24 protein-coding genes and 1 other annotated feature are annotated in these 22,255 nt (G+C 65.0%); of the genes, 13 read left to right on the top strand and 11 right to left on the bottom strand.

Annotated features, from left to right (window positions below; translation table 11 throughout):
- Nucleotides 1–34: 34 nt before the first annotated feature.
- On the bottom strand, nucleotides 35–2,017 hold the full coding sequence (locus ACTPOI_RS08585; RefSeq protein WP_440108167.1) for a DNA topoisomerase IV subunit B: 1,983 nt from the start codon (nucleotides 2,015–2,017) through the stop codon (nucleotides 35–37).
- Nucleotides 2,018–2,138: 121 nt separating this feature from the next.
- Here ACTPOI_RS08585 and ACTPOI_RS08580 point away from each other — a divergent pair, with 121 nt between their 5' ends.
- The 6 genes from ACTPOI_RS08580 to ACTPOI_RS08555 all read left to right on the top strand — a co-directional run bounded on the left by ACTPOI_RS08580 (nucleotide 2,139) and on the right by ACTPOI_RS08555 (nucleotide 7,264).
- Nucleotides 2,139–3,356: an MFS transporter gene (locus ACTPOI_RS08580; protein ID WP_440108166.1), complete on the top strand. Its 1,218-nt coding sequence runs from the start codon at nucleotides 2,139–2,141 to the stop codon at nucleotides 3,354–3,356.
- Between the two features lie 41 nt (nucleotides 3,357–3,397).
- Nucleotides 3,398–3,577 (top strand): hypothetical protein, encoded by a 180-nt coding sequence (locus ACTPOI_RS08575; protein WP_440108165.1) that lies wholly within the window; start codon nucleotides 3,398–3,400, stop codon nucleotides 3,575–3,577.
- Between the two features lie 81 nt (nucleotides 3,578–3,658).
- On the top strand, nucleotides 3,659–4,210 hold the full coding sequence (locus ACTPOI_RS08570) for a class I SAM-dependent methyltransferase (RefSeq protein WP_440108164.1): 552 nt from the start codon (nucleotides 3,659–3,661) through the stop codon (nucleotides 4,208–4,210).
- Between the two features lie 34 nt (nucleotides 4,211–4,244).
- Nucleotides 4,245–5,141 carry a 4-hydroxy-tetrahydrodipicolinate synthase gene (gene dapA / locus ACTPOI_RS08565; protein ID WP_440108163.1) on the top strand — a complete coding sequence of 299 codons (897 nt, stop codon included), beginning with the start codon at nucleotides 4,245–4,247 and terminating at the stop codon, nucleotides 5,139–5,141.
- 51 nt (nucleotides 5,142–5,192) lie between these two features.
- Nucleotides 5,193–6,296, top strand: a complete 1,104-nt coding sequence (gene bamC / locus ACTPOI_RS08560) for an outer membrane protein assembly factor BamC (protein WP_440108162.1) — start codon at nucleotides 5,193–5,195, stop codon at nucleotides 6,294–6,296.
- Between the two features lie 188 nt (nucleotides 6,297–6,484).
- Nucleotides 6,485–7,264 (top strand): MBL fold metallo-hydrolase, encoded by a 780-nt coding sequence (locus ACTPOI_RS08555; RefSeq protein ID WP_440108161.1) that lies wholly within the window; start codon nucleotides 6,485–6,487, stop codon nucleotides 7,262–7,264.
- A gap of 110 nt (nucleotides 7,265–7,374) precedes the next feature.
- On the opposite strand, the gene ACTPOI_RS08550 is transcribed toward ACTPOI_RS08555, so the two are convergent.
- The 3 genes from ACTPOI_RS08550 to ACTPOI_RS08540 form a co-directional block, all read right to left on the bottom strand.
- Entirely contained in the window at nucleotides 7,375–7,644 is a 270-nt protein-coding gene (locus ACTPOI_RS08550; protein WP_440108160.1) for a hypothetical protein, read from the bottom strand.
- 316 nt (nucleotides 7,645–7,960) lie between these two features.
- The gene (locus ACTPOI_RS08545; protein ID WP_440108159.1) at nucleotides 7,961–8,494 is read right to left on the bottom strand and encodes a hypothetical protein; all 534 of its coding nucleotides are present in this window, start codon (nucleotides 8,492–8,494) and stop codon (nucleotides 7,961–7,963) included.
- A gap of 9 nt (nucleotides 8,495–8,503) precedes the next feature.
- A complete protein-coding gene (locus tag ACTPOI_RS08540) occupies nucleotides 8,504–9,628 on the bottom strand; it encodes a JmjC domain-containing protein (RefSeq protein ID WP_440108158.1) in 1,125 nt (374 codons plus the stop codon).
- Between the two features lie 50 nt (nucleotides 9,629–9,678).
- Between ACTPOI_RS08540 and ACTPOI_RS08535 the strand changes: the two genes are divergently transcribed.
- Entirely contained in the window at nucleotides 9,679–10,203 is a 525-nt protein-coding gene (locus ACTPOI_RS08535) for an FKBP-type peptidyl-prolyl cis-trans isomerase (protein ID WP_440108157.1), read from the top strand.
- Nucleotides 10,204–10,269: 66 nt separating this feature from the next.
- Here ACTPOI_RS08535 and ACTPOI_RS08530 read toward each other — a convergent pair whose 3' ends face one another.
- From ACTPOI_RS08530 to coaBC, 5 genes are all read right to left on the bottom strand, one after another.
- Nucleotides 10,270–10,818 carry a glycine zipper 2TM domain-containing protein gene (locus ACTPOI_RS08530; protein ID WP_440108156.1) on the bottom strand — a complete coding sequence of 183 codons (549 nt, stop codon included), beginning with the start codon at nucleotides 10,816–10,818 and terminating at the stop codon, nucleotides 10,270–10,272.
- A gap of 196 nt (nucleotides 10,819–11,014) precedes the next feature.
- Nucleotides 11,015–12,240, bottom strand: a protein-coding gene (locus ACTPOI_RS08525) for an IS3 family transposase (protein ID WP_440108155.1) whose coding sequence is annotated in 2 segments (ribosomal slippage) — nucleotides 11,015–11,952 and nucleotides 11,952–12,240 — 1,227 coding nt in all. Because the reading frame shifts where the segments join, the coding sequence is not laid out codon by codon here.
- Nucleotides 11,846–11,962: a sequence feature (AL1L pseudoknot), on the bottom strand. It overlaps the preceding gene by 117 nt.
- An 86-nt stretch (nucleotides 12,241–12,326) precedes the next feature.
- Complete coding sequence (dut, locus tag ACTPOI_RS08520; RefSeq protein ID WP_440108154.1) at nucleotides 12,327–12,773, bottom strand: dUTP diphosphatase; 447 nt, start codon at nucleotides 12,771–12,773, stop codon at nucleotides 12,327–12,329.
- A gap of 11 nt (nucleotides 12,774–12,784) precedes the next feature.
- Complete coding sequence (locus ACTPOI_RS08515; protein WP_440108153.1) at nucleotides 12,785–13,264, bottom strand: hypothetical protein; 480 nt, start codon at nucleotides 13,262–13,264, stop codon at nucleotides 12,785–12,787.
- A 207-nt stretch (nucleotides 13,265–13,471) separates the two neighbouring features.
- Nucleotides 13,472–14,683, bottom strand: a complete 1,212-nt coding sequence (coaBC, locus tag ACTPOI_RS08510) for a bifunctional phosphopantothenoylcysteine decarboxylase/phosphopantothenate--cysteine ligase CoaBC (RefSeq protein ID WP_440108152.1) — start codon at nucleotides 14,681–14,683, stop codon at nucleotides 13,472–13,474.
- 247 nt (nucleotides 14,684–14,930) lie between these two features.
- Between coaBC and ACTPOI_RS08505 the strand changes: the two genes are divergently transcribed.
- The 6 genes from ACTPOI_RS08505 (at nucleotide 14,931) to ACTPOI_RS08480 (ending at nucleotide 20,303) form a co-directional block, all read left to right on the top strand.
- A complete protein-coding gene (locus ACTPOI_RS08505; protein ID WP_440108151.1) occupies nucleotides 14,931–16,589 on the top strand; it encodes a CTP synthase in 1,659 nt (552 codons plus the stop codon).
- 10 nt (nucleotides 16,590–16,599) lie between these two features.
- Nucleotides 16,600–17,457 (top strand): 3-deoxy-8-phosphooctulonate synthase, encoded by an 858-nt coding sequence (kdsA, locus tag ACTPOI_RS08500; RefSeq protein WP_440108150.1) that lies wholly within the window; start codon nucleotides 16,600–16,602, stop codon nucleotides 17,455–17,457.
- A 3-nt stretch (nucleotides 17,458–17,460) separates the two neighbouring features.
- Nucleotides 17,461–17,751: a DUF1330 domain-containing protein gene (locus tag ACTPOI_RS08495; protein ID WP_056061699.1), complete on the top strand. Its 291-nt coding sequence runs from the start codon at nucleotides 17,461–17,463 to the stop codon at nucleotides 17,749–17,751.
- 149 nt (nucleotides 17,752–17,900) lie between these two features.
- A complete protein-coding gene (eno, locus tag ACTPOI_RS08490) occupies nucleotides 17,901–19,187 on the top strand; it encodes a phosphopyruvate hydratase (RefSeq protein ID WP_291516915.1) in 1,287 nt (428 codons plus the stop codon).
- Nucleotides 19,188–19,366: 179 nt separating this feature from the next.
- Complete coding sequence (locus ACTPOI_RS08485; RefSeq protein ID WP_440108149.1) at nucleotides 19,367–19,645, top strand: septum formation initiator family protein; 279 nt, start codon at nucleotides 19,367–19,369, stop codon at nucleotides 19,643–19,645.
- A gap of 1 nt (nucleotide 19,646) precedes the next feature.
- Nucleotides 19,647–20,303 carry a hypothetical protein gene (locus tag ACTPOI_RS08480; RefSeq protein WP_440108148.1) on the top strand — a complete coding sequence of 219 codons (657 nt, stop codon included), beginning with the start codon at nucleotides 19,647–19,649 and terminating at the stop codon, nucleotides 20,301–20,303.
- A gap of 165 nt (nucleotides 20,304–20,468) precedes the next feature.
- On the opposite strand, the gene ACTPOI_RS08475 is transcribed toward ACTPOI_RS08480, so the two are convergent.
- Both ACTPOI_RS08475 and hslO read right to left on the bottom strand, forming a co-directional pair.
- Complete coding sequence (locus ACTPOI_RS08475; RefSeq protein ID WP_440108147.1) at nucleotides 20,469–20,957, bottom strand: CZB domain-containing protein; 489 nt, start codon at nucleotides 20,955–20,957, stop codon at nucleotides 20,469–20,471.
- Nucleotides 20,958–21,256: 299 nt separating this feature from the next.
- Complete coding sequence (gene hslO / locus ACTPOI_RS08470) at nucleotides 21,257–22,249, bottom strand: Hsp33 family molecular chaperone HslO (RefSeq protein ID WP_440108146.1); 993 nt, start codon at nucleotides 22,247–22,249, stop codon at nucleotides 21,257–21,259.
- Nucleotides 22,250–22,255: the final 6 nt, after the last annotated feature.

Below are 22,255 nucleotides of genomic sequence, written 5' to 3'. Positions count from 1 at the left end.
CAGGCAAACAGGCCGGTGAGGCCCAAGCGGTGGTTCAGATGTCCACCTCGACGTCGTCGCCGTGCAGCTCCATCAGCTCGCGGCGAGCTGCCGCCTCGCCCTTGCCCATCAGCTTGGTGATGAGGCCTTCGGTGGCAGCAAAGTCCATGTCGCCCAGCTGTACCGGCAGCAGGCGGCGGGTGTCAGGGTTGAGCGTGGTTTCCCACAATTGTTCCGCGTTCATTTCGCCCAGGCCCTTGAAGCGGCTGATCTGGCACTTCTCCTTGGGCACGCCGTCCTTGGCGCATTTGTCGAGGATGGCGGTGAGTTCGCCCTCGTCCAGCGCATACATCTTGGCGGCCGGCTTCTTGCCGCGGGCGGGCACGTCCACCCGGAACAGCGGCGGGCGAGCCACGTAGATGTGGCCCGTCTCGATGAGCTTGGGGAAGTGGCGAAAGAACAGCGTGAGCAGCAGCACCTGGATGTGCGAGCCGTCCACGTCAGCGTCACTCAGGATGCAGACCTTGCCGTAACGCAGGCCGCTCAGATCCGGCGTGTCGTTGGGGCCGTGCGGATCCACGCCGATGGCCACCGAAATGTCGTGAATTTCGTTGTTGGCAAACAGCCGGTCGCGCTCGACCTCCCAGGTGTTGAGCACCTTGCCGCGCAGCGGCAGGATGGCCTGGCTTTCCTTGTCGCGGCCCATCTTGGCGCTGCCGCCTGCCGAGTCGCCCTCGACCAGGAAGACTTCGTTGTGGGCCAGGTCGCGGCTTTCGCAGTCGGTGAGCTTGCCAGGCAGCACGGCCACGCCCGAGCCCTTGCGCTTCTCGACCTTCTGGCCGGCCTTCTGGCGCGTTTGCGCGGCCTTGATGGCCAGCTCGGCCAGCTTCTTGCCGTAGTCCACATGCTGGTTCAGCCACAGTTCGAGCGCCGGGCGCACAAAGCCGCTGACCAGGCGCACCGCGTCACGCGAGTTCAGCCGCTCCTTGATCTGGCCCTGGAACTGTGGATCCAGCACCTTGGCGGAGAGCACGTAGCTGGCGCGGGCAAACACGTCTTCGGGCAGCAGCTTGACGCCCTTGGGCAGCAGGCTGTGCAGTTCGATGAAGCTCTTGACGGCATTGAACAGGCCGTCACGCAGGCCGCTTTCGTGGGTGCCGCCGGCGCTGGTGGGGATCAGGTTGACGTAGCTCTCGCGCACGGGCTGGCCGTCTTCGGTGAAGGCCACGCACCACGAGGCGCCCTCGCCTTCGGCAAAGCTCTCGTTGTTGCGGTCGGCAAAGCCCTCGCCTTCAAACAGCGGGATGACGGGCTCACCGTTCAGCGTCTGCATCAGGTAGTCGCGCAGGCCGCCCTTGTACTGCCAGGTCTGGGTGTCGCGCGTCTTCTCGTTGATGAGCGAGACCGAAACGCCGGGCATCAGCACCGCCTTGCTGCGCAGCAGGTGGGTGAGTTCGCCCATGGGCAGCGCACTCGATTCGAAGTATTTCGCGTCGGGCCACACACGCACCGTGGTGCCCTGCTTGCGCTCGCCGGCCTCCAGCGGGCGCGCCACGAGCGGCTCGATCACATCACCGGCGGAGAACACCAGGCGCGCCGACTGCCCTTCGCGGTGGCTGGTGGCTTCGAGCCGCGTGGCCAGTGCGTTGGTCACGCTCACGCCCACGCCGTGCAGGCCGCCCGAGAAGCTGTACGCCCCCCCCTTGCCCTTGTCGAACTTGCCGCCCGCGTGCAGGCGGGTGAACACCAGCTCGATCACCGGCGCCTTCTCTTCGGGGTGCATGCCGAACGGGATGCCCCGTCCATCGTCCTCGATGCCCACCGAGCCATCGGCATGCAGCGTGACCTTGATCTTCTTGCCGTGGCCGGCCAGGGCCTCGTCGGCGGCGTTGTCCAGCACTTCCTGGATGATGTGCAGGGGGTTGTCGGTGCGGGTGTACATGCCCGGGCGCTGCTTGACGGGCTCCAGGCCCTTGAGCACGCGGATCGAACCTTCGGAATATTCGCTGGCAGAAACAGAAGACGGTTTGGCAGACATAGCGGCGGATTGTAGTGCTGCAGCGCTCCAAAGGCTGGATAAAACAACAGCCTGCAGGGCGCCTGGCCGCTGTGGGGATGCCGTCAGGCAAACCGCAGCCATATTCGCTACATTCGTGCGTATGCATACGAATCCTCCCAAACTGTCCATGTTCCAGGTGCTGGCATGCGGCGCAGCCATCGTCACGCTGTCCATGGGCATCCGCCATGGTTTCGGGCTGTGGCTCCAGCCCATCACGCAGGAAATGGGCTGGACCCGGCAGTCCTTCGCCCTTGCCATTGCCATCCAGAACCTGTCCTGGGGCCTGATCGGCATCTTTGCCGGCATGGTGGCCGACCGGTTTGGCGCCTTCCGCGTGTTGATGGGCGGAGCGGTCCTGTACGGCCTGGGGCTCGCGGGCATGGCGCTGTCGCCCACGCCGTTGCTGTTTGCCCTGACGGCCGGCGTGCTGATCGGCGCGGCGCAGGCGGGCACCACCTATGCCGTCATCTACGGCGTGCTGGGGCGGCAGATTGCCCCCGAGCGCCGGTCGTGGGCCATGGGCGTGGCCGCGGCCGCGGGTTCCTTTGGCCAGTTCCTGATGGTGCCGGTCGAAGGCTGGCTGATTGCCGGCCTGGGCTGGCAGCAGGCCCTGCTTGCGCTGTCGCTGATGGTGCTGCTGATCGTGCCGCTGGCCTTTGGCCTGCGCGAACCCGGTTTCAAGGGCACGGCGCCCCCTAAACGCGAGCAGACCATCACGCAGGCGCTGGGCGAGGCCTTCCGCTATCCCAGCTTCAACCTGCTGATGGCGGGGTACTTTGTGTGCGGGTTCCAGGTGGTGTTCATCGGCGTGCACATGCCCAGCTACCTCAAGGACAACGGTCTGTCGCCCCAGGTGGCCAGCTACGCGCTGGCCCTGATCGGGCTGTTCAACGTGGTGGGCACTTACGTGGCCGGGTCGCTGGGCCAGCGCATGCCCAAGCGGCATATCCTGGCGTTCATCTACTTCGCGCGGGCCGTGGCCATCAGCATCTTCCTGATCGTGCCGCTCTCGCCGTTGTCGGTGTACATCTTTTCGGCCGTGATGGGCACCCTGTGGCTCTCCACCGTGCCGCCCACCAACGCCACCATCGCGCAGATCTTCGGCGTGCAGCACCTTTCGATGCTGGGCGGGTTCGTGTTCTTCAGCCACCAGATCGGCAGCTTCCTGGGCGTGTGGCTGGGCGGCTATCTGTATGACGCCACGGGCAGCTACGATGTGGTGTGGTACATCGCAATCGCGCTGGGCGTGTTTGCCGGGCTGGTCAACCTCCCGGTCAAGGAAAGCCCTATCCAGCGCGGTGCGCCGCAGCCAGTCTGACACCACCACTCGCCTTAAGCACGCTTTCCATGGGCACCTGCATGATCAACACCGCCACCGACCCTGCTGCCACCTCAACCGCCCCAGCCGCACCCGTGCCGCGGGCGTTGCGCTGGGCTGCGTGGGTGTTGGCCACGCTGGTGTGCCTGCTGGTGTTTGGCATGTACACCGCGCCCGACTTCATGGTGATGCTGGCCGACCAGATGTGGGCGTGTTTCTGAGCATTGCAGCCATTTTCCAAGCCTTTTTGGCCGCAAGCCCTTTATCCAAAATACCTGACAGCTATCATTTTTGACAAAAACATGCACGGTACCGAAGCCCCGTCCGACTGGGTACGCCGCTGGACGCCGCTGATTCCTGCCGATGGCGCGGTGCTGGACGTGGCTTGCGGCGCGGGGCGCCATCTGCGCTGGCTCCATCAGAGGGGCCACCAGGTCGTGGGCGTGGACCGGTCTGAACCTGCGCTGGCCGCCTGCGCCGGGCTCGGCGAGCTGGTCTGTGCCGACATCGAGAACGGCCCCTGGCCGCTGGCGGGCCGGCAATTCGACGGGGTCGTGGTCACCAACTACCTTTGGCGACCGCTGTGGCCCACGCTTGTTCAAAGCGTCGCGCCTGGCGGCGTGCTGATTTACGAAACCTTTGCCAGCGGCAACGAAACCGTGGGCCGGCCGGCACGGGCCGACTTTCTGCTGCAGCCCGGGGAGCTTTTGCGCGTCTGCGCGGGGTTGCGTGTGGTGGGCTATGAAGACGGGTTTCTGGACCACCCCGCCCGTTTCGTGCAGCGTATTGCCGCTGTGCGGGAACTCCCTCAGCCAGCGGCGCCTGCGCGGTATCCGCTGCCGCTGAATGGCTAGTTAGAATGCCCCTTTACCGTTTTTCACCGCGGACATGACCTCTTCCTCCGTCGCCCTCACGGGCAGCATCGTCGCCCTCGTCACCCCCATGCACGAGGACGGTAGCGTGGACTACCCGGCGCTGCGCAAACTGATCGACTGGCACATTGCCGAAGGCACCGATTGCATCGGCGTGGTGGGCACCACGGGCGAGTCGCCCACGGTCAATGTCGAAGAGCACTGCGAGATCATCCGCGTGGCGGTAGAGCAGGCCGCCAGGCGCGTGCCCATCATGGCCGGCTGCGGTGCCAATTCCACAGCCGAAGCCATCGAGCTGGCGCGGTTTGCCAAGAAGGTCGGTGCCGACAGCCAGCTGCAGGTGGTGCCCTACTACAACAAGCCCACGCAAGAAGGCCAGTACCAGCACTTCAAAGCGATCGCCGAAGCCACGGGCGAGCTGCCCGTCATTTTGTACAACGTGCCCGGCCGCTCGGTGGCCGATATGCAGCACGACACCGTGCTGCGCCTGGCGCAGGTGCCCGGCGTGATCGGCATCAAGGAAGCCACCGGCAACATCGAGCGCGCGCAATGGCTCATCCGCGATGTGCCCCAGGGTTTTGGCGTGTATTCCGGTGACGACCCGACCGCGGTGGCACTGATGCTATGCGGCGGCCATGGCAACATCAGCGTGACGGCCAACGTGGCACCGCGCCTGATGCACGAGCTGTGCGTGGCAGCCCTGGCCGGCGATGTGCGCCGCGCCATGGACATCCAGCTCAAGCTCATGCCCGTGCACAAGAACCTTTTCATCGAAGCCAACCCCATCCCCGTGAAATGGGCGCTGTCCCGCATGGGCCTGTGCGGTGGCACGATGCGACTGCCCATGACGCCGCTTTCCGGCAGCAACGAGGCGGCTGTCGAGGCCGCCCTGCGCACAAGCGGCCTTCTCTGATCCGGGCCCAGCCCGATCTTTCCGACTGAGACACTCTCCAAGGATTTCCGCGTGAAAGCTGCATCCAACCGTCTGGGCCTGCTGGCCCTTGCCGTCGCCCTGACGGGCTGTGCCGCCCTGGAAGGCGACAAGATCGACTACAAGAGCGCCGCCAAGGGCTCCACCCTGGAAGTCCCGCCCGACCTGACCCAGCTGTCGCGCGAGACGCGCTATGCGATTCCGGGCGGCACGGTGTCGGCCGCTGCCATGCAGGCCGGCCAGGCCGCTGCGCAGCCCACGGGCACGGCCAACGCGGCGGCCGTGGCGCTGGGCGATGTGCGCATCGAACGCAATGGCACGCAGCGCTGGCTGGTCGTGAACCGCCCGGCAGACAAGCTCTGGGAGCCGGTGCGCGAGTTCTGGCTGGACAACGGCTTCACCCTGGCGCAGGCGGAAGCCAACGTGGGCATCATGGAAACCGACTGGGCTGAAAACCGCGCCAAGTTGCCGCAGGACATCATCCGGTCCACCCTGGGCAAGCTCATCGACTCGATCTACTCCACGGGTGAACGCGACAAGTTCCGCACCCGCCTGGAGCGCAATGCCAGTGGCGGCACGGAGATCTACATCACCCACCGTGGCATGCAGGAGGTGTACAGCACGATCACCAAGGACACCACCGTGTGGCAACCTCGCGCGGCAGACCCCGAACTCGAAACCGAATTCCTGCGCCGACTCATGGTCAAGCTGGGTGTCAGCCAGGAGCAGGCCAAAGCCGTCGTGGCGGCTGCCCCCGCAGCAGCCGCTGCGCAAGGTGCGCGCATGAGCACTGTGAACGGCGTCCCCGTGGTGCAGCTGGCCGAAGGCTTCGACCGCGCATGGCGCCGCGTGGGCCTGGCGCTGGACCGTACGGGTTTCACGGTTGAGGACCGCAACCGCAATGAAGGTACGTACTTCGTGCGCTACGTGGCACCCGACACCAACAAGAAGGAAGCCGGCTTCTTCGGCAAGCTGTTCAGCGGCTCTTCGCCTGCCACCCCTCCGCTGAAGTACCGCATTGTTGTCCGCAGCCAGGGCGAAGCAACGACAGTGTCTGTGCTCAACGAAGCAGGCGCGCCGGAATCGTCGGCCAATGCAGAACGCATCGTGCGGGTGATTGCAGACGACATGAAGTGACCCGGGGGGCAGGCGCTACGCGGTTGCACGCCCCGCGCGCGCTCCCGCGAGGGCCAGGCCGCCATTGAGTGCGCTGTGCCCTCCTTGGGCGCCCGACGCTGCGTATCGTCTGCAAAGGCGTGGCCCAGCCCCATCCCCACACCTGCGGCCACCGCTCGGCGGCCCATTCACCGCACATCCCCCCGACCATGCTGCGCTTCAAGAACCTGGGCAGCGGCAGCACGGGTAATGCCACGGTCGTCGAAGGCGGCAGCGGCAGTCAGGCGCGAAGGCTCCTGATCGATTGCGGTTTCGGCATCCGCCAGCTTCAGTGGCGGCTGGAGGCAGCCCAGCTCGGGTACGCCGACATCCACGCCATATTCATCACACACGAGCATTCGGACCACATTGGCTGTGCCCAGACCATGGCCGTGCGCCACCGCATTCCGGTGTGGATGAGCGAGGGCACCCACGCTGCGCTAGGCGCTCCCGATTTCGACGGAATGCTGCGCATTGCACACGACATGGAAGCGATCGACATGGGCGAATTCAGCGCCCTGCCCTTCACCGTGCCCCATGACGCACGCGAACCGCTGCAACTGCGGTGTTCGGATGGCGCAGCGCATCTGGGTGTGCTGACTGACCTTGGGCATGCCAGCGCCCATGTGCTGACGCAGCTGGCAGCGTGCCATGCACTGCTGATCGAGGCCAACCATGACCCGGCGCTGCTGGAAGCCTCACGCTACCCCACCTTCCTCAAGCGCCGTGTGGGCGGCCCCTACGGCCATCTGGCCAATGCCGCCACGGCAGAGATACTGCGGGCGGTGCGCCACCCAGGACTGTCGCGCGTGGTGGCGGCCCACCTCAGTGCCCAGAACAACCTTCCAGCACTCGCACAGGCTTGCTTGGCGGACGCATTGGGCTGGTCCGATGACGCCGTCACTGTCGCAAGTCCCACGGAGGGGACCCGCTGGATCGACGTGGGCTGATCCGTCCCGGCCAAACGCTCTGGCCATAAAAAAAGCCCCGTACCGTGAGGTCGGGGCTTGTCGGCTGACCGGGCCAGCATGCGCTGGCTCAGGCGGCGCGAAAAATTCGCTTACTTGGCAGCAGATGCGCCCGTTGCAGCAGCAGCAGCGGCGTCAGCAGCAGCCTTGGCAGCGTCAGCAGCAGGAGCTGCGTCGGAAGCAGCTGGAGCAGCTGCAGGAGCAGCAGCGTCGGAAGCGGCAGGAGCAGCTGGCTCAGCAGGTGCAGGAGCAGGTGCAGCCACGGGAGCTGGTGCAGGTGCAGGTGCAGCTTCTTCCTTCTTGCCACAGGCGGCGAGTGCAGCAGCGGCGATCAGGGTAGCCAGTACGAGCGAGTTCTTCATTTTGATTTCCTAATAAGTGAGACAAACAAGAGAGACAAACCTGAGAAGCCACGGCGCAAGTCCTGAAGCAAAGTACTGGCGCCGTTGGCACCTGTCACTTGACTTGCACCTTTCTGGCGCAGCCACTGATTATATTGGCATTTAGTCAATACTGACTAACACTGACGAAACCATTACGTCCCGGGCCGGAATTGGCCTGGGAGCAACGCTCGAACCACTCGCCACGGTGTGTGCGCCAGTTGCAAGCCGGACGCGGCACCTTGGGCCGGTCGCCGAGCGCAGGGGAAGCGGCACGCGCAGCACTATGCCGCCGCGGTCAAAGGCCCAGGGTGGTGGAGGGGAAACCCGGTGCGCTTTTGCTGCGTGCCCACTCCTGAAGGGTTTCGCGGAGCAGCACACGACGGTCTGCCTCGACGCCCGACACACCCACGCAGCGCTCCGGATCAAGGCGGTGCATGACCCATCCGGGGGACCACAGCGCGCTTGGCAAGTCAAGCGGATCGGCACTGGGGCTCCGTCGGCAGGTGATGATGTGGTCCCACGTTCCGCGCCAGCGCACAAAGCGAGCGTGACGGCGAATCACTTCGTCATAGCTGCAGGCCAGCATGGTGAAACGGCGGCCACCGCGGGCCCACGCCTGAAGCGACTCGGTCACGGCACGCTCACCTAGCGGCCAGTCGTGAAAGTTGGCGTCGCTGATGAAGATTTCCTCCCAGCCCTCGCGCGCGGCCGTGGCAAAGGCGTCGCGCACCATCTGCTGGAAGAACTCCCGCCCGGTGAACCGCCCTGCAGGCAGCTCGCCTGAAGGTTGCGGCGATGCCGCGCCAGCCATACTGGAAGCATCCGTCATGGCAGTTGCCTACGCTTTCCAGGAATGGGCCCAGCCTGCATCGCACCACGACGAGAGCAGCTCCAGTGCATCGTCGCTGGCGCGCGCCAGTTCGCGGGCCGACAGCTGGCGCTGGTCGGCCAGCTGGCGCATCAGCGTGGCGTCGCGGCCGCCTGCACGATAGCTTTCGCCATTGATGAACACATGGTGGGTGTCGTACATCATGCGGCTGCGCCGGTCCAGGCGCACGCCTTCCAGCATCACGCCCGCAGCACCAGGCTCGAACCAGACGTTTGACTTGGGCTCGGTGAGGTATTCACCCAGCGCGCGCTCCAGCACCAGCGGCTGGGCCAGCGCGCGCGCCAGCGCTTCGCGTGCAAAGTCCTGCAGCTGCGCCGGGATGGCGGCGGGCTGCGCCACGGCGGCCTGGGTGGCGTCGCGGTACATGAGCGAAGGGCCTTCTTCCCCGGCATCTTCCGCAAGGCGCCCGAGCAGTTCCTGCGCCAGCTCCGCCCGTGCCGGCGACCGGAAACCGATGGAGTAGGTCATGCACTCGCCCTCGGCAATCCCGTCGTGCGCATAGCGCGGCGGCAGGTACAGCATGTCGCCGGGCTCCAGCACAAACTCCTCTTCAGGCTCGAATTGCGCCAGCACTTTCAGCGGAATGCCTTCGCGCAGCGTCAGGTCCTTTTGCCGCCCGATGCGCCAGCGGCGCTTGCCATGGGCCTGCAGCAAAAACACGTCATAACTGTCGAAGTGCGGCCCCACACCGCCGCCATGGCTGGCGTAGCTGATCATGAGGTCATCCAGGCGCGCTTCAGGCACAAACCGGAACTGCTGCATGAGCGCATGCACCGCGTCGTTGTGCAGATCCACCCCCTGCACCAGCAAGGTCCAGTCCGGCGTCTGCAGACCCGGCAGCGACCGGCGCTGGAATGGCCCGTGACGCAGCTTCCAAGCGCCCTTGGCCAGTTGCACCAGGCGGGATTCAACCCCTTCCTGCGCGGCCAGCGCAAACAGATCCTGCCGCCCCACAGGAGGCTTGAACTGGGGCATCGCCTGGCGTACCAGCAAGGGCTTTTTTTGCCAGTGGCGGCGCATGAACTGCGCAGGAGTAAGGCCGCCGAGCAGCGCCAGGGGTTGCTGGATATCCATGGAAGATCGAGCCCGCAGGGCCGTGTTGGTCAAACTGCGACAATTCTCCTATGGAAATTACCGAACAATGTGTGGTCGCGCTGACCTGGACGCTCAAGGACACCCTGGGCGAAGAACTGGACGTGCTGGACGAGCCCGTGGAGTTTCTGGTGGGGGGCAATGACCTGCTGCCGAAGATCGAAGAGGCCCTGCAGGGTTACGCGGCAGGCGCGTCCCTGTCATTGCATCTGGAGCCCGAAGATGCGTTCGGCGACTTTGATGACCAGTTGCTTTTTCTGGAGCCTCGCGATCTGTTCCCGGCCGAAATCGAGGAAGGCATGACCTTCGAAGGCTCTGCGCTGCCAGAAGGTTGCAACCCCGATGCACCCCGCACAGCGCTCTACACCGTGGCCGAAATCTATCCCGAGCATGTGGTGCTGGATGGCAACCATCCGCTGTCAGGCATCGCGCTGCGCCTGCATCTCACGGTGCAGGGCGTGCGTGAAGCCACCGAAGAGGAAATTGGCCGGGGCACCACCGGCACCGGTTTTTTCCGGGTGCAGCCGCAGGCACCGGGCAACAACTTGCTGCATTGAAAAAGGGCCTCCACGCGGAGGCCCTTTGAGCCCCTTCCAGAACGGGGCATCGTTCAAATACGCGCCTTACAGGCGAGAGATCTGCCCGTTGTACAGCCGTACGCGATCGCCCACGCGCAGGTCACCGGGATTGCTCACGTCGTAGGCGCGGTAGCCGCCTTGGTCCAACTGGATGGACACACGGTACCCCTGTTCCACATTCTGGTTATTGTTGCGACCTTCTACCGCGTTGCCGGCAACAGCTCCACCCAGTACACCCACGGCAGTAGCCGCAGCGCGGCCAGAGCCCTTGCCCACCTGGTTGCCCAGCACACCACCCACCACGGCGCCGATCACGGCGCCTGCGCCGCTGGTTCCACCCTGCGCGCGGCCCTGGAGCATTTCAATGTTGGATACCCGGCCGTATTCGGTACCCACGGGATTGTTGGGGTAGGCCGGAGCGGGCGCTGGCGTCTGGTAACCGCCGCCGTAGCCATACTGCGGGCCGGGGGGCGCCTGGTTGTACCCGCAGGCACCGAGTGTGATGGACAGCGCCACGGTGCCGATCACGGCCAGAGAACGCGTGAGGCTATGGGAGCGGGTGGAACGGTTGAGGCGGGCGGTTTGCAGTTGCATGCGGTTCTCCTTAAGTCGTTGAGGGCGCGCAGAGCTGGCAAATGACCGGCCCGCTGCGCAATATGCCCTCATTGAACAACGCCCGGCGCGGATCAAAGGTAGACCGGTGGAGTGCGAAGTTGTAAGCCAAAGTACGCTGCCGCTGTGGGACAACTGAACCGCCCCGGGTTTCGCGGAGGCTGTTTGGTTTAAGTGCTCATGCCACTGCAGCTGATTGCTCGACGAGTTGGCGGTAGTAGTTTGCCTCAGCTTCAGCAGGCGGGATGTAGCCCAGCGGCCCCATCAGACGATGGTTGTTGAACCACGAGACCCACGTCAGCGTGGCGAGCTCGACTGCCTCGCGGGTCTTCCAAGTCCGTCGGTGGATCACCTCGGCCTTGTACAGGCCGTTGATCGTCTCGGCCAGGGCGTTGTCGTAGCTGTCGCCTTTGCTGCCCACAGACGGCTCGACCCCTGCCTCTGCCAAGCGTTCCGAGTACCGAATCGAAACGTACTGCGAGCCGCGATCCGAGTGGTGAATGAGGCTGCTGTCGCGCTCGGGTTGCCGCTCGTACAGCGCTTGCTCCAGAGCATCGAGAACGAAGTCCGTGGTCATCGATGTGCTCACGCGCCAGCCCACGATGCGCCTGGCGAAGACGTCAACGACGAATGCCACATAGAGCCAGCCCTGCCAGGTAGAGACATAGGTGAAGTCCGAGACCCACAGCTGGTTCGGCCGCTGTGCATGGAACTGCCGATTCACCTTGTCCAGCGGGCACAGTGCCTTACGGTCACTGATGGTCGTGCGAATCACCTTACCGCGTCTGACACCCTGCAGCCCCATTCGCTTCATCAGGCGCTCGACCGTGCACCGAGCAACGACCTCGCCCTCGCGGTTCAGCTGCATCCACACCTTGTCGGCGCCGTAGACCTGCAAGTTGGCGTTCCACACCCGCTCGATGGTCGGCATCAACACCGCATCGCGCCGGGCCCTGTGGCTGAGCAGGCCGGTGTCGCGCAACCGGGCTGCATGCCTGCGATAGGCCGACGGGGCGATCTGCAGCAGCCTGCACATCGGCTCGACCCCGTGGACTTCGCGGTGTTCGTCCACGAACCGGTACATCACTTCAACCGGCGGTCGAGCTCCGCCTGGGCGAAAAACGCGCTGGCCAGCTTCAATATCTCGTTGGCCCGGCGCAATTCTTTGACCTCGCGTTCCAGCTCCTTGACCCGTTGGGCTTCGGCCGTGGTGACACCTTCTCGCGTACCTGCATCAACTTCGGCGCGTTTGACCCATTCGTTCAGTGTCTGTGGCACGCAGCCAATCTTGGCGGCGATGGACTCGATGGCGGCCCACAGTGAAGGGTACTCCCCGCGCTGCTCCTGCACCATCCTCACTGCGCGCTCACGCACCTCAGGCGAGAACTTGTTCGTCTTCTTCATGGCTCAATCCTCTCAGAGTGTTGAGCCTCCTCGAAACCCGGGGCGGTTCACAACCGCTACCTCCCCATCCATCGCCGCGTCTTGCCTCAGGCCTTGCCAGTGGATCCGTACCCGCCCTCACCCCGCTCCGTGGCCACGAACTCCTCCACCACATTAAATTGGGCCTGCACGACGGGCACGATCACCAGTTGCGCCAGTCGCTCCATGGGTTGGAGCGTGAAAGCCACCGGGCTGCGGTTCCAGGCGCTCACCATGAGCTGCCCCTGGTAATCGCTGTCGATCAGCCCCACCAGATTGCCCAGCACAATGCCGTGCTTGTGGCCGAGCCCCGAGCGCGGAAGGATCAGCGCGGCATGGCCTGGGTCCTTGATGAACACCGCGATACCAGTAGGCACCAGTTGCCAGGCATTCGGCTGCAGGGTCAACGGCTCGTCAAGGCAGGCACGCAGGTCCAGCCCGGCACTGCCGGGCGTGGCATAAGCGGGCAACTGGTCCGCCATGCGCGGGTCCAGAATCTTCACATCAATCTTCATGGTCTTCCTGTTCAACGCTTGTCTGAAGGGCGCGCCGCACCCGTCTTCGGTGCTCCGGCTGCCGCGAGCTGCAACGCGGGGGCCAGACGGGCAGCGATTGTCCCCAAACCCCACCACATGGCCATGGTCACCATCAGCCACCACAGGGAACCCTGGCCGAAAACCAGGGCCACACCGTTGGCTAACGCCAGCAGCAAAAGCACCGCGCGCGCAGGGCGGATGAGGGCGCCCAGCGGCGCCAGCACCTGCGCCAGCTCGGGAGGCGCCTGAACGACTGCGTCGGCAAAGCCCTTGCCCATGGCGCGCTTTAGCCCGGCAGGCGCAATACCCGTGGGGGCGGGCGATGCAGGTGTCCGCGCCTCCACGGCAACCGCACGATGCGAGACCGTTTTTGCGCGGGTGTCCGGCGCAGCGGTCAGCCGCTCGACATAGCTCGCAAAATCGCCGTCGGCCGGGGTGTCCCAGTCGGGCCTGTGGGGGCCTTGTGTCATCGAAACCTCCTCGCACAGCGCAGCGATGGCCGCGCGCAACCGTTTCTAGTGTGGTGTTGCACGCTTGACGGCACATGCAAAACCGATGGATTTTTGGTCAGGGCAAGGCGCAAACCACAGCGATACCTGTAGGTATCGCGCGGATTTGCAACGTAGCCCGGGCCGAAAAGACGCGGTTTTAAGTGCCGGATAGCGCGCAACACCACACTATCGGCAACGCGCCGCAATGTCTTCGATCAGCTGCCGGGCCAGCACACGCTTGGATGCGCGTGGCAGCTCGCGATGGCCATCTGCATCGACCAGCAGCAAGGCGTTGTCGTCCTGCCCGAAGGTGGCCGGCCCGATGTTGCCTACCAGCAGCGGCACTGCCTTGCGCGTGCGCTTGGCCGTGGCATGCGCCAGCAGGTCGTGGCTTTCAGCCGCAAAGCCCACGCAAAAGAGCTGGCCTGCCAGGGCGCGCTCCGATCGGGCAACCATCGCCAGGATGTCGGGGTTTTCGACTAAAGCCAGACTCGGCGTGGCGCCAGTGCCGTCTTTCTTGATTTTCTGGTCGGATGGCGCCGCGGGGCGCCAGTCGGCCACAGCCGCTGTTGCTATGAATACAGTAGCTAACGGGGCATGTGATTGAACCGCTGCGGCCATTTCGAGAGCAGATTTGACATCCACACGACGTACACCGCGGGGGGTGCCCAGGTGCACAGGCCCGGCGACCAGCGTCACATCGGCACCGGCCTCGCGCGCGGCGCGTGCGACCGCAAAACCCATCTTGCCGCTGGAGAGGTTGGTAATGCCGCGCACCGGGTCGATCGCCTCAAACGTAGGGCCTGCCGTCACCAGCACCTTGTGGCCCGCCAGCACCTTGGGCGCGAAGAACGCCACCAGCTCGTCCACCAGCTCATGCGGCTCCAGCATGCGGCCGTCACCGGTTTCACCACAGGCCTGGTCACCATTTCCCACGCCCAGCACCACCGCACCATCGCGCGCGACTTGCTGCAGGTTGCGCTGCGTGGCCGGGTGGGACCACATCTCGCGGTTCATGGCGGGCGCCAGCAGCAGCGGCACGCTGGCCGCGGGCCGCGCCAGGCACAGCAGGCTGAGCAGTTCATCGGCCCGGCCCTGCGCCAGGCGCGCCACAAAGTCGGCGCTGCAGGGCGCGATGACGACGGCATCGGCCTCGCGGCTCAGGTTGATGTGGGGCATGTTGTTGGGCTCGCGGGCGTCCCACTGCGAGCCGTACACGGCGCGACCAGACAGGGCCTGCATCGTGACCGGCGTGATGAACTGCTCGGCAGCCTCGGTCATCACCACCTGCACGGTGGCGCCCTCCTTGATGAGCTGGCGGCACAGGTCGGCCGCCTTGTAGCAGGCCACGCCTCCGCTCAGGCCCAGGACGATGTGTTTTCCAGCAAGCTCATTCATCCGGCGAATTTAGCAGACGGGCTGCAATGGCTCGCGGTCGCGCCGAGGCCGCCATCTATAATCCCAATTTCCCACCACCAGGGGGCCTCTCGAAACCTGTAGCGACAGCAAGCGCTGCGGAACGGGATGGGCTGCTAGGCGCAAACCACAGCAATGGCCCTGCCATTGCGAGGATTTGCAACGCCGCAGACCGCACGAATCCGCAGATGCTCGCGTCGCTACAGGTTCCGAGAGTCCCCCTTTCGACATGACCAAATTTGTCTTCGTCACCGGCGGTGTGGTGTCTTCCCTGGGCAAGGGAATCGCCTCAGCCTCCCTTGCCGCGATCCTCGAATCGCGCGGACTCAAAGTCACCCTCATCAAGCTAGACCCGTACATCAACGTGGATCCGGGCACCATGTCGCCGTTTCAGCACGGCGAGGTGTTCGTGACCGATGACGGCGCCGAAACCGACCTAGACCTCGGCCACTATGAGCGTTTCATCGAAACGCGCATGAAGAAAACCAACAACTTCACCACCGGCAAGATTTATCAGTCCGTGCTGGAGAAGGAACGCCGCGGCGACTACCTGGGCAAGACCGTGCAGGTCATTCCCCACGTCACGAACGAAATCCAGGAGTTCATCAAGCGCGGCGCCGGCATCGGCACGCCCGATGCCGTGGATGTGGCCATCGTTGAAATCGGCGGCACCGTGGGCGACATCGAGTCGCTGCCGTTCCTGGAGGCAGTGCGCCAGATGAGCCTGCGCATGGGCCCCAACAACGCGGCCTTTGTGCACCTGACGTATCTGCCGTGGATTGCCGCAGCCGGCGAGCTCAAGACCAAGCCCACCCAGCACACAGTGCAGAAGCTGCGCGAGATCGGTATCCAAGCCGACGCCCTGCTGTGCCGCGCCGACCGCCGCATTCCGGAAGAAGAACGCGCCAAGATCTCGCTGTTCACCAACGTGCCCGAATGGGGCGTGATCAGCATGTGGGATGTGGACACGATCTACAAGGTGCCGCGCATGCTGCACGAGCAGGGCCTGGATGGCCTGATCTGCGACAAGCTGCGTCTGAACACGCCGCCCACCAGCCTCAAGCGCTGGGACGATCTGGTGTACGAAACCGAACACCCCAAGGGCGAAGTACGCATCGCCATGGTGGGCAAGTACGTGGAGCTGTCCGACAGCTACAAGTCCGTCAATGAAGCCCTGCGGCACGCCGGCATGCGCAACCATGTGCGCGTGCGCATCGACCACCTCGACTCCGAAGCCATCGAAGGGCAGGAAGCCGACAAGCTGGCGCAGTACGACGCCATCCTGGTGCCCGGCGGCTTTGGCTCGCGCGGCGTGGAAGGCAAGATCTGCACTGCCAAGTACGCACGGGTGCACAAGGTGCCCTACCTGGGCATCTGCCTGGGGATGCAGGTGGCCACCATCGAGTACGCCCGCCATGTGGCCGGCCTGCCCGGCGCCAATTCGACCGAATTCGACCCGTCCTGCAAGCACCCCGTGATCGCGCTGATCACCGAGTGGAAGGATGCCGACGGCACCATCAAGACGCGTGACGAGAACTCCGACCTGGGCGGCACCATGCGCCTGGGCGCGCAAACCTCCGATGTGGCCAAGGACACGCTAGCCCACAGCATCTACGGCGACGTGGTGACCGAGCGCCACCGCCACCGCTACGAAGCCAACGTGAACTACCTGGACCAGCTGCGCAAGGCGGGCCTGGTGATCTCGGCGCTGACGCAGCGCGAGCAGCTCACCGAGATCGTCGAGCTGCCCCAAAGCGTGCACCCGTGGTACATCGGCGTGCAGTTCCACCCCGAGTTCAAGTCCACGCCCTGGAACGGCCACCCGCTGTTCAATGCCTTCATCAAGGCGGCGGTGGAGCACCAGCAGGCCGCAGCGGCCAAAGCCTGAGGACGTGACGATGCAACTGTGCGGATTTCCGGTCGGGCTCGACCAGCGCTTTTTCCTGATCGCGGGCACCTGCTCCATCGAAGGCCTGGAAATGTCACTCGATGTGGCGGGCCAGCTCAAGGAAGCGTGCACCGCGCTGGGCATTCCTCTGATCTACAAGGGGTCGTTCGACAAGGCGAACCGGTCGTCGGGCACCAGCAAGCGCGGCGTGGGCATTGACGCGGGCCTCAAGATCCTGGACGAGGTACGCCGCCAGCTGCAGTTGCCGATCCTGACCGACGTGCACGACACCTCGCATGTGGCCGAAGTGGCCAGCGTGGTCGATGTGCTGCAGACCCCCGCCTTCCTGTGCCGCCAGACCGATTTCATCCGCGCGGTGGCGCAAAGCGGCAAGCCGGTGAACATCAAGAAGGGCCAGTTCTTGGCCCCTTGGGACATGAAGAATGTCATCGACAAGGCCCGCGACGCTGCGCGTGAAGCAGGCCTGTCTGAAGACCGGTTCCTGGCGTGCGAGCGCGGTGTGAGCTTTGGCTACAACAACCTGGTGGCCGACATGACCAGCCTGGCCGAGATGCGCAACTCGGGCGCGCCCGTGGTGTTCGACGTGACGCACTCGGTGCAAAAGCCCGGCGGCCTGGGTGCGGTAAGCGGCGGTGCGCGCGACATGGTGCCGGTGCTGGCCCGTGCTGGCGTGGCTGCAGGCGTGGCGGGGCTCTTCATGGAGACCCACCCCAAGCCTGCCGAAGCCTGGTCCGACGGTCCCAACGCCGTGCCCCTCAAGCACATGAAAGCGTTGCTGGAAACCCTGGTGGCGCTGGATGACGTCACGAAGAAAAGCGGATTCCTCGAAAACAATTTTGGAGCCTGAAACATGAGCAGTGGTTACGTCATCGCATCGGTCACCGTCACCAACCCCACGCAGTACGACGAGTACCGCAAGTGGAGCACGCTGGCCATGCAGGCCCACGGCGCCGAAGTGTGCGTGCGCGGCGGCAAGGTCGAGGTGCTGGAAGGCGACTGGAACCCAGGGCGTACCGTGATCCTGAAGTTTCCGAGCTTCGAAGCGGCCCGCGCCTTCTACGACACCCCCGAGTACCAGAAAGCCAAGGCCGCCCGCGAAGGCGCGGCCGTGATGCGCATGGTGTGCGTCGAAGGCGTCTGACGGCTTGTCGGGTTGTACCCGGTTCGTACCTGTCTGCCGGTTTACTATCAAATCGGTAGCATAAAATGACGACAGACGTGCCCTGGCGGGATATCTAGCGCAAAGAAGCCCGCCCGTCTGGATGAATTTCAAAAACCTGAAGGAAGACCATGAGTGCCATTGTTGACATCGTAGGCCGCGAAGTGCTGGACAGCCGCGGCAACCCCACCGTCGAATGCGACGTGCTGCTGGAATCGGGCGTGATGGGCCGCGCTGCGGTGCCATCGGGCGCATCTACCGGCAGCCGCGAGGCCATCGAAATGCGCGATGGCGACAAGAGCCGCTACCTGGGCAAGGGCGTGCTCAAGGCCGTGGAGCACATCAACACCGACATCTCCGAAGCCGTGCTGGGCCTCGATGCATCCGAGCAGGCCTTCCTGGACAAGACGCTGATCGACCTGGACGGCACCGACAACAAGAGCCGCCTGGGCGCCAATGCCATGCTGGCCGTGTCGATGGCCGTGGCCCGCGCTGCGGCCGAAGAGTCTGGCCTGCCGCTGTACCGCTACCTGGGCGGCATGGGCAGCGTGCAGTTGCCCGTGCCCATGATGAACGTGATCAACGGCGGCGCACACGCCAACAACAGCCTGGACCTGCAGGAGTTCATGATCATCCCGGTGGGTGCTCCCACCTTCCGCGAAGCCGTGCGCTGGGGCGCCGAGGTGTTCCACGCCCTCAAGAAGATCATTCACGACAAGGGCATGAGCACTGCCGTAGGCGACGAGGGCGGCTTTGCCCCCAGCGTCGAAAACCACGAAGCGGCCATCCAGCTCATCCTGCAGGCCATCGACGCTGCCGGCTACACCGCTGGTGAGCAGATTGCCCTGGGCCTGGATTGCGCGGCCAGCGAGTTCTACAAGGACGGCATGTACGTGCTGGAAGGCGAAGGCGGCCTGAAGCTGAGCGCCGAGCAGTGGACAGACATGCTGGCCACCTGGGTCGACAAGTACCCGATCATCAGCATCGAAGACGGCATGCACGAAGGCGACTGGGACGGCTGGAAGCACCTGACGGAACGCCTGGGCGACAAGGTGCAGCTGGTGGGCGACGATCTGTTCGTGACCAACACCAAGATCCTCAAGGAAGGCATCGACAAGGGCATCGCCAACTCGATCCTCATCAAGATCAACCAGATCGGCACGCTCACCGAAACGTTTGCCGCCATCGAAATGGCCAAGCGCGCCGGCTACACCGCCGTGATCTCGCACCGCTCGGGCGAAACCGAAGACAGCACCATTGCCGATATCGCCGTGGGCACCAATGCTGGCCAGATCAAGACCGGCTCGCTGTCGCGCTCGGACCGCATCGCGAAGTACAACCAGCTGCTGCGCATCGAAGAAGACCTGGGCGAGATCGCCCACTACCCTGGCCGCGCGGCGTTCTACAACCTGAAATGACGCTCCCCCTGAGCTGCGTCGCGTCTTCCCTCTCTCCTGCGGGAGGGGGACGCACCCGATGGCCCGGCCAAGCCGGCTCCATGGGTGCGATGGCGTGGAGTGCGCCCAGTGCGGACGACTGGGGCGGCGGTGAAACCCCCTTGGTCATGCGACGGCGATTGCACGACTGACCCGCCGCCATGGTCTCCCGCGTCGTACCCGTCATCTTGCTGGCCTTGTTGGCGGCATTGCACGCCCAGTTGTGGCTGGGGCGGGGCAGCGTGCCCCGCGTCAACGAGATGCAGCGCCAGATCGACGTGCAAAAAGCTGCGAACGAGCAGGCGCGCCAGGTCAATGCGCGGCTGACCTCCGAGGTTCAGGACCTCAAGGAAGGCCTCGACATGGTCGAGGAAAAGGCCCGCAGCGAGCTGGGCATGGTCCGCCCGAACGAGGTGTACGTGCACTTCACCCCGCGCTGACGTGCAAGACGCTGACGGCGCGCCGGCCCTGGCGCGGCACTCCCCTCCTCCTGAAATTTCCAGCTTGCCCGGCACTGCGCCGGCGGTGGTGACCATCACGGGCGCGCCCGGTACCGGTGTGGCCGAACTTGCCGCTGCCTTGCGCGCTCGGTTGGGTCCTGCAGTCACCATTGCCTTGGCTGCGCAGGCCGACGACAGCGCAGCGGAGCCAATGCCCGAAGCCGCCTCCGTAACAGGCGCGGCCGCGGCGCCTGTAGAGATGCCAGAGGCGGTCGCGGCTTCCGTGCACGCCGTGGGCACGCTGACGTTGCTGACGGGGCTGGACATCCACTGCCCCCCTTTCGCCCGGGCTGAACAGGAGGCTGCCGATGCCGCCCTGCGTGCAGCGCTTGCGCGCGCGGGCACGGACTTCCGGGTGGTTTACGGCACCGGTGAGCAGCGCATCGCACATGCCCTGCGCGCTATCAAATCCATTGCAGGAGAGGCATGTATATCAAGCGCTACAGGCCTTTTTGATGCAAAAATGTGCCCAGCGCCGCCCTTTGCGCAACCCCGGCGCGCCGCGTGGTCTTGCGAGAAATGCAGCGATCCGGAATGCGAGCACAAGCTCTTCACGTCGCTCATGGGTCGCGCTGCGGGCACCGAAGGCCTGACTTAGCTTTGCTGACGCGGCTTGCCCACCAGCCGAGCCCCAGCCCTGATGCACGGCCCACCCATGGTCCTGTCGGGAGGCCGGGACTTATTGAAACAAGGCACCAGGCGAGACTGTCACGACCTGAAAGGTGCCCAGAGCCGTCTGCGTCAACAGAGCTCCCCCCTTGCCTCAGGACTGCAGCGCCAGGCTCCGCTTGAGTTCCTTGAGCAGCAGTACCACCTGGCTGGACCCAAAACGGTAGCCGCCGTTGAGCACCTGCACGGCCTGGTCCCACTTGCCCTGCTGGGCCAGCTCGACCAGATCGCCGGCCTGTTCGTGAAAATACTGGTGGCGCGCCATCAGGAGCGGGTAGGCAGGCTGGTCGCCCAGCACTTCGGCGCCCACGCCGTGCAGCCAGCGGCCCAGCGCATCGTGGTCAGAGCGGCGCACCAGCTCCGGGTCCAGGCCAACCTTGCTGCGGCCTTCCAGGTAGTCCATCAGGCGTGTCTTCCAACGCTCGTGCGCCACGATGGCGGCTTCAATGTCGAGCGTGGCCAGGTAGGTGTCGGCGCGCACCGAATCCGGACCAGAGCGGCTGTCGCCGTACGCCAGCGCAGGCTGTTCCACAGGCAGGGGTACGGGGCGCCGGGGTTTGAGCGCCCGCCATAAGAATTCCATCTCTCGATCTCCGTGGGGTCGGGCTCAACGAGCATTGCAGCGAAATGAACGCGGCAGGTGCGGCGGCCGCGCGGTCACGGCAGGCACTCGACTCAAGAAAAACCCGGTGTCCCGATCTTAGGGATTGCCCGCGGTTTTGAATGTCAACGATGTTGAGCGAGCCTGCGCACGTCGGTATCGCTCCCGAACGCGCCAGACACCGTCCCGGACGGATGCCGCGGGAGGCACAAGAACGTGCAGGCGCGCCACGAGCGGATCCGACGGCAAGGCCAGAGCCGCCGCTGCGCTTTGGGTCACCCCTACTGGATGTTGGTCGGCCCGGGTGGCTGGCTCACCGCAGGCGAGACAAAAATCTGCGCGGCGTCCACCGCGTCAAATCGGTATTGCTGGCCGCAGAACTCGCAGCCGACTTCGATGTCCTCGCGCTCGGCCAGGATGCTCTCGGCCTCTTCCGCTCCCAGGCTGCGCAGCATGTTGCTCACACGCTCGCGGCTGCAGGTGCAGGCAAAGCGTGGGCCGCTGGCACCCTGCTGGGGCTCAAAGCGCAGCACCTTTTCTTCCCAGAACAGGCGGCGCAGGATGGTGTCCACGTCCAGCGTCAGCAGTTCCTCGCGGCTCAGGCTGGAGGCCAGGTGGGCGATGCGGTTGTAGTCCTCGTTGCGGCCGATCTGGTCTTCGTTTTCGCGGTGCGTCAGGCTGGCCGCCAGGTTGCCCTCGCCCTTGACGGGCATGCGCTGGATCAGCAGGCCGGCAGCGACCTGGTCGTTGGCGGCCAACACCAGCACGGTGTCGAGCTGTTCGGACTGCAGCATGTAGTGCTGCAGCACGTCAGAGAGCCGGTCGAGCTTCTCGCCCCGGTCGCCGTGCAGCGGCACCACGCCCTGGTAGGGCTGCTGGCCGGGGTGGCGGTCCTTGGGGTCCAGCGTGATGGCGCAGCGGCCGCCGCCGCCCACATTCACCATGTCGCTCAGCCGCGCGCCTTCGGCGACTTCACTGTTGAACGTGGCGGTGGCGCGCAGGCTCAGGTCGGACTGCACCTCGGCCACGGCCAGCTTCACGGGCCCGTCGCCAAACACCTGCAGCACCAGCGCGCCGTTGAACTTGATGTTGGACTGCATCAGCACGCCGGCAGCAGCCATCTCGCCCAGCAGTTCGCGCACCGGCGCCGGGTAGGCACCCGTGCTGGTGTTGCTCGCGCGGCGGCGCAGGATGTCGGTCCAGGCGTCAGTCAGGCGCACGATCATGCCGCGCACAGGCAGCCCATCAAAAAGAAACTTGTGGAGTTCAGACACGCAAGG

The sequence above is a fragment of the Acidovorax sp. BL-A-41-H1 genome (assembly GCF_051942715.1).
Note: the sequence above shows the minus strand (reverse complement) of the source record. Positions and strands in the feature narration are given on the sequence as shown.

What these genes read in the sequence shown, in the direction of transcription:
- ACTPOI_RS08585 (WP_440108167.1), bottom strand. Translation starts at nt 2,017, where the DNA reads ATGTCTGCCAAACCGTCTTCTGTTTCTGCCAGCGAATATTCCGAAGGT.
- ACTPOI_RS08580 (WP_440108166.1), top strand. Translation starts at nt 2,139, where the DNA reads ATGCATACGAATCCTCCCAAACTGTCCATGTTCCAGGTGCTGGCATGC.
- ACTPOI_RS08575 (WP_440108165.1), top strand. Translation starts at nt 3,398, where the DNA reads ATGATCAACACCGCCACCGACCCTGCTGCCACCTCAACCGCCCCAGCC.
- ACTPOI_RS08570 (WP_440108164.1), top strand. Translation starts at nt 3,659, where the DNA reads ATGCACGGTACCGAAGCCCCGTCCGACTGGGTACGCCGCTGGACGCCG.
- dapA (WP_440108163.1), top strand. Translation starts at nt 4,245, where the DNA reads ATGACCTCTTCCTCCGTCGCCCTCACGGGCAGCATCGTCGCCCTCGTC.
- ACTPOI_RS08555 (WP_440108161.1), top strand. Translation starts at nt 6,485, where the DNA reads ATGCTGCGCTTCAAGAACCTGGGCAGCGGCAGCACGGGTAATGCCACG.
- ACTPOI_RS08550 (WP_440108160.1), bottom strand. Translation starts at nt 7,644, where the DNA reads ATGAAGAACTCGCTCGTACTGGCTACCCTGATCGCCGCTGCTGCACTC.
- ACTPOI_RS08545 (WP_440108159.1), bottom strand. Translation starts at nt 8,494, where the DNA reads ATGACGGATGCTTCCAGTATGGCTGGCGCGGCATCGCCGCAACCTTCA.
- ACTPOI_RS08540 (WP_440108158.1), bottom strand. Translation starts at nt 9,628, where the DNA reads ATGGATATCCAGCAACCCCTGGCGCTGCTCGGCGGCCTTACTCCTGCG.
- ACTPOI_RS08535 (WP_440108157.1), top strand. Translation starts at nt 9,679, where the DNA reads ATGGAAATTACCGAACAATGTGTGGTCGCGCTGACCTGGACGCTCAAG.
- ACTPOI_RS08530 (WP_440108156.1), bottom strand. Translation starts at nt 10,818, where the DNA reads ATGCAACTGCAAACCGCCCGCCTCAACCGTTCCACCCGCTCCCATAGC.
- dut (WP_440108154.1), bottom strand. Translation starts at nt 12,773, where the DNA reads ATGAAGATTGATGTGAAGATTCTGGACCCGCGCATGGCGGACCAGTTG.
- ACTPOI_RS08515 (WP_440108153.1), bottom strand. Translation starts at nt 13,264, where the DNA reads ATGACACAAGGCCCCCACAGGCCCGACTGGGACACCCCGGCCGACGGC.
- coaBC (WP_440108152.1), bottom strand. Translation starts at nt 14,683, where the DNA reads ATGAATGAGCTTGCTGGAAAACACATCGTCCTGGGCCTGAGCGGAGGC.
- ACTPOI_RS08505 (WP_440108151.1), top strand. Translation starts at nt 14,931, where the DNA reads ATGACCAAATTTGTCTTCGTCACCGGCGGTGTGGTGTCTTCCCTGGGC.
- kdsA (WP_440108150.1), top strand. Translation starts at nt 16,600, where the DNA reads ATGCAACTGTGCGGATTTCCGGTCGGGCTCGACCAGCGCTTTTTCCTG.
- ACTPOI_RS08495 (WP_056061699.1), top strand. Translation starts at nt 17,461, where the DNA reads ATGAGCAGTGGTTACGTCATCGCATCGGTCACCGTCACCAACCCCACG.
- eno (WP_291516915.1), top strand. Translation starts at nt 17,901, where the DNA reads ATGAGTGCCATTGTTGACATCGTAGGCCGCGAAGTGCTGGACAGCCGC.
- ACTPOI_RS08485 (WP_440108149.1), top strand. Translation starts at nt 19,367, where the DNA reads ATGGTCTCCCGCGTCGTACCCGTCATCTTGCTGGCCTTGTTGGCGGCA.
- ACTPOI_RS08475 (WP_440108147.1), bottom strand. Translation starts at nt 20,957, where the DNA reads ATGGAATTCTTATGGCGGGCGCTCAAACCCCGGCGCCCCGTACCCCTG.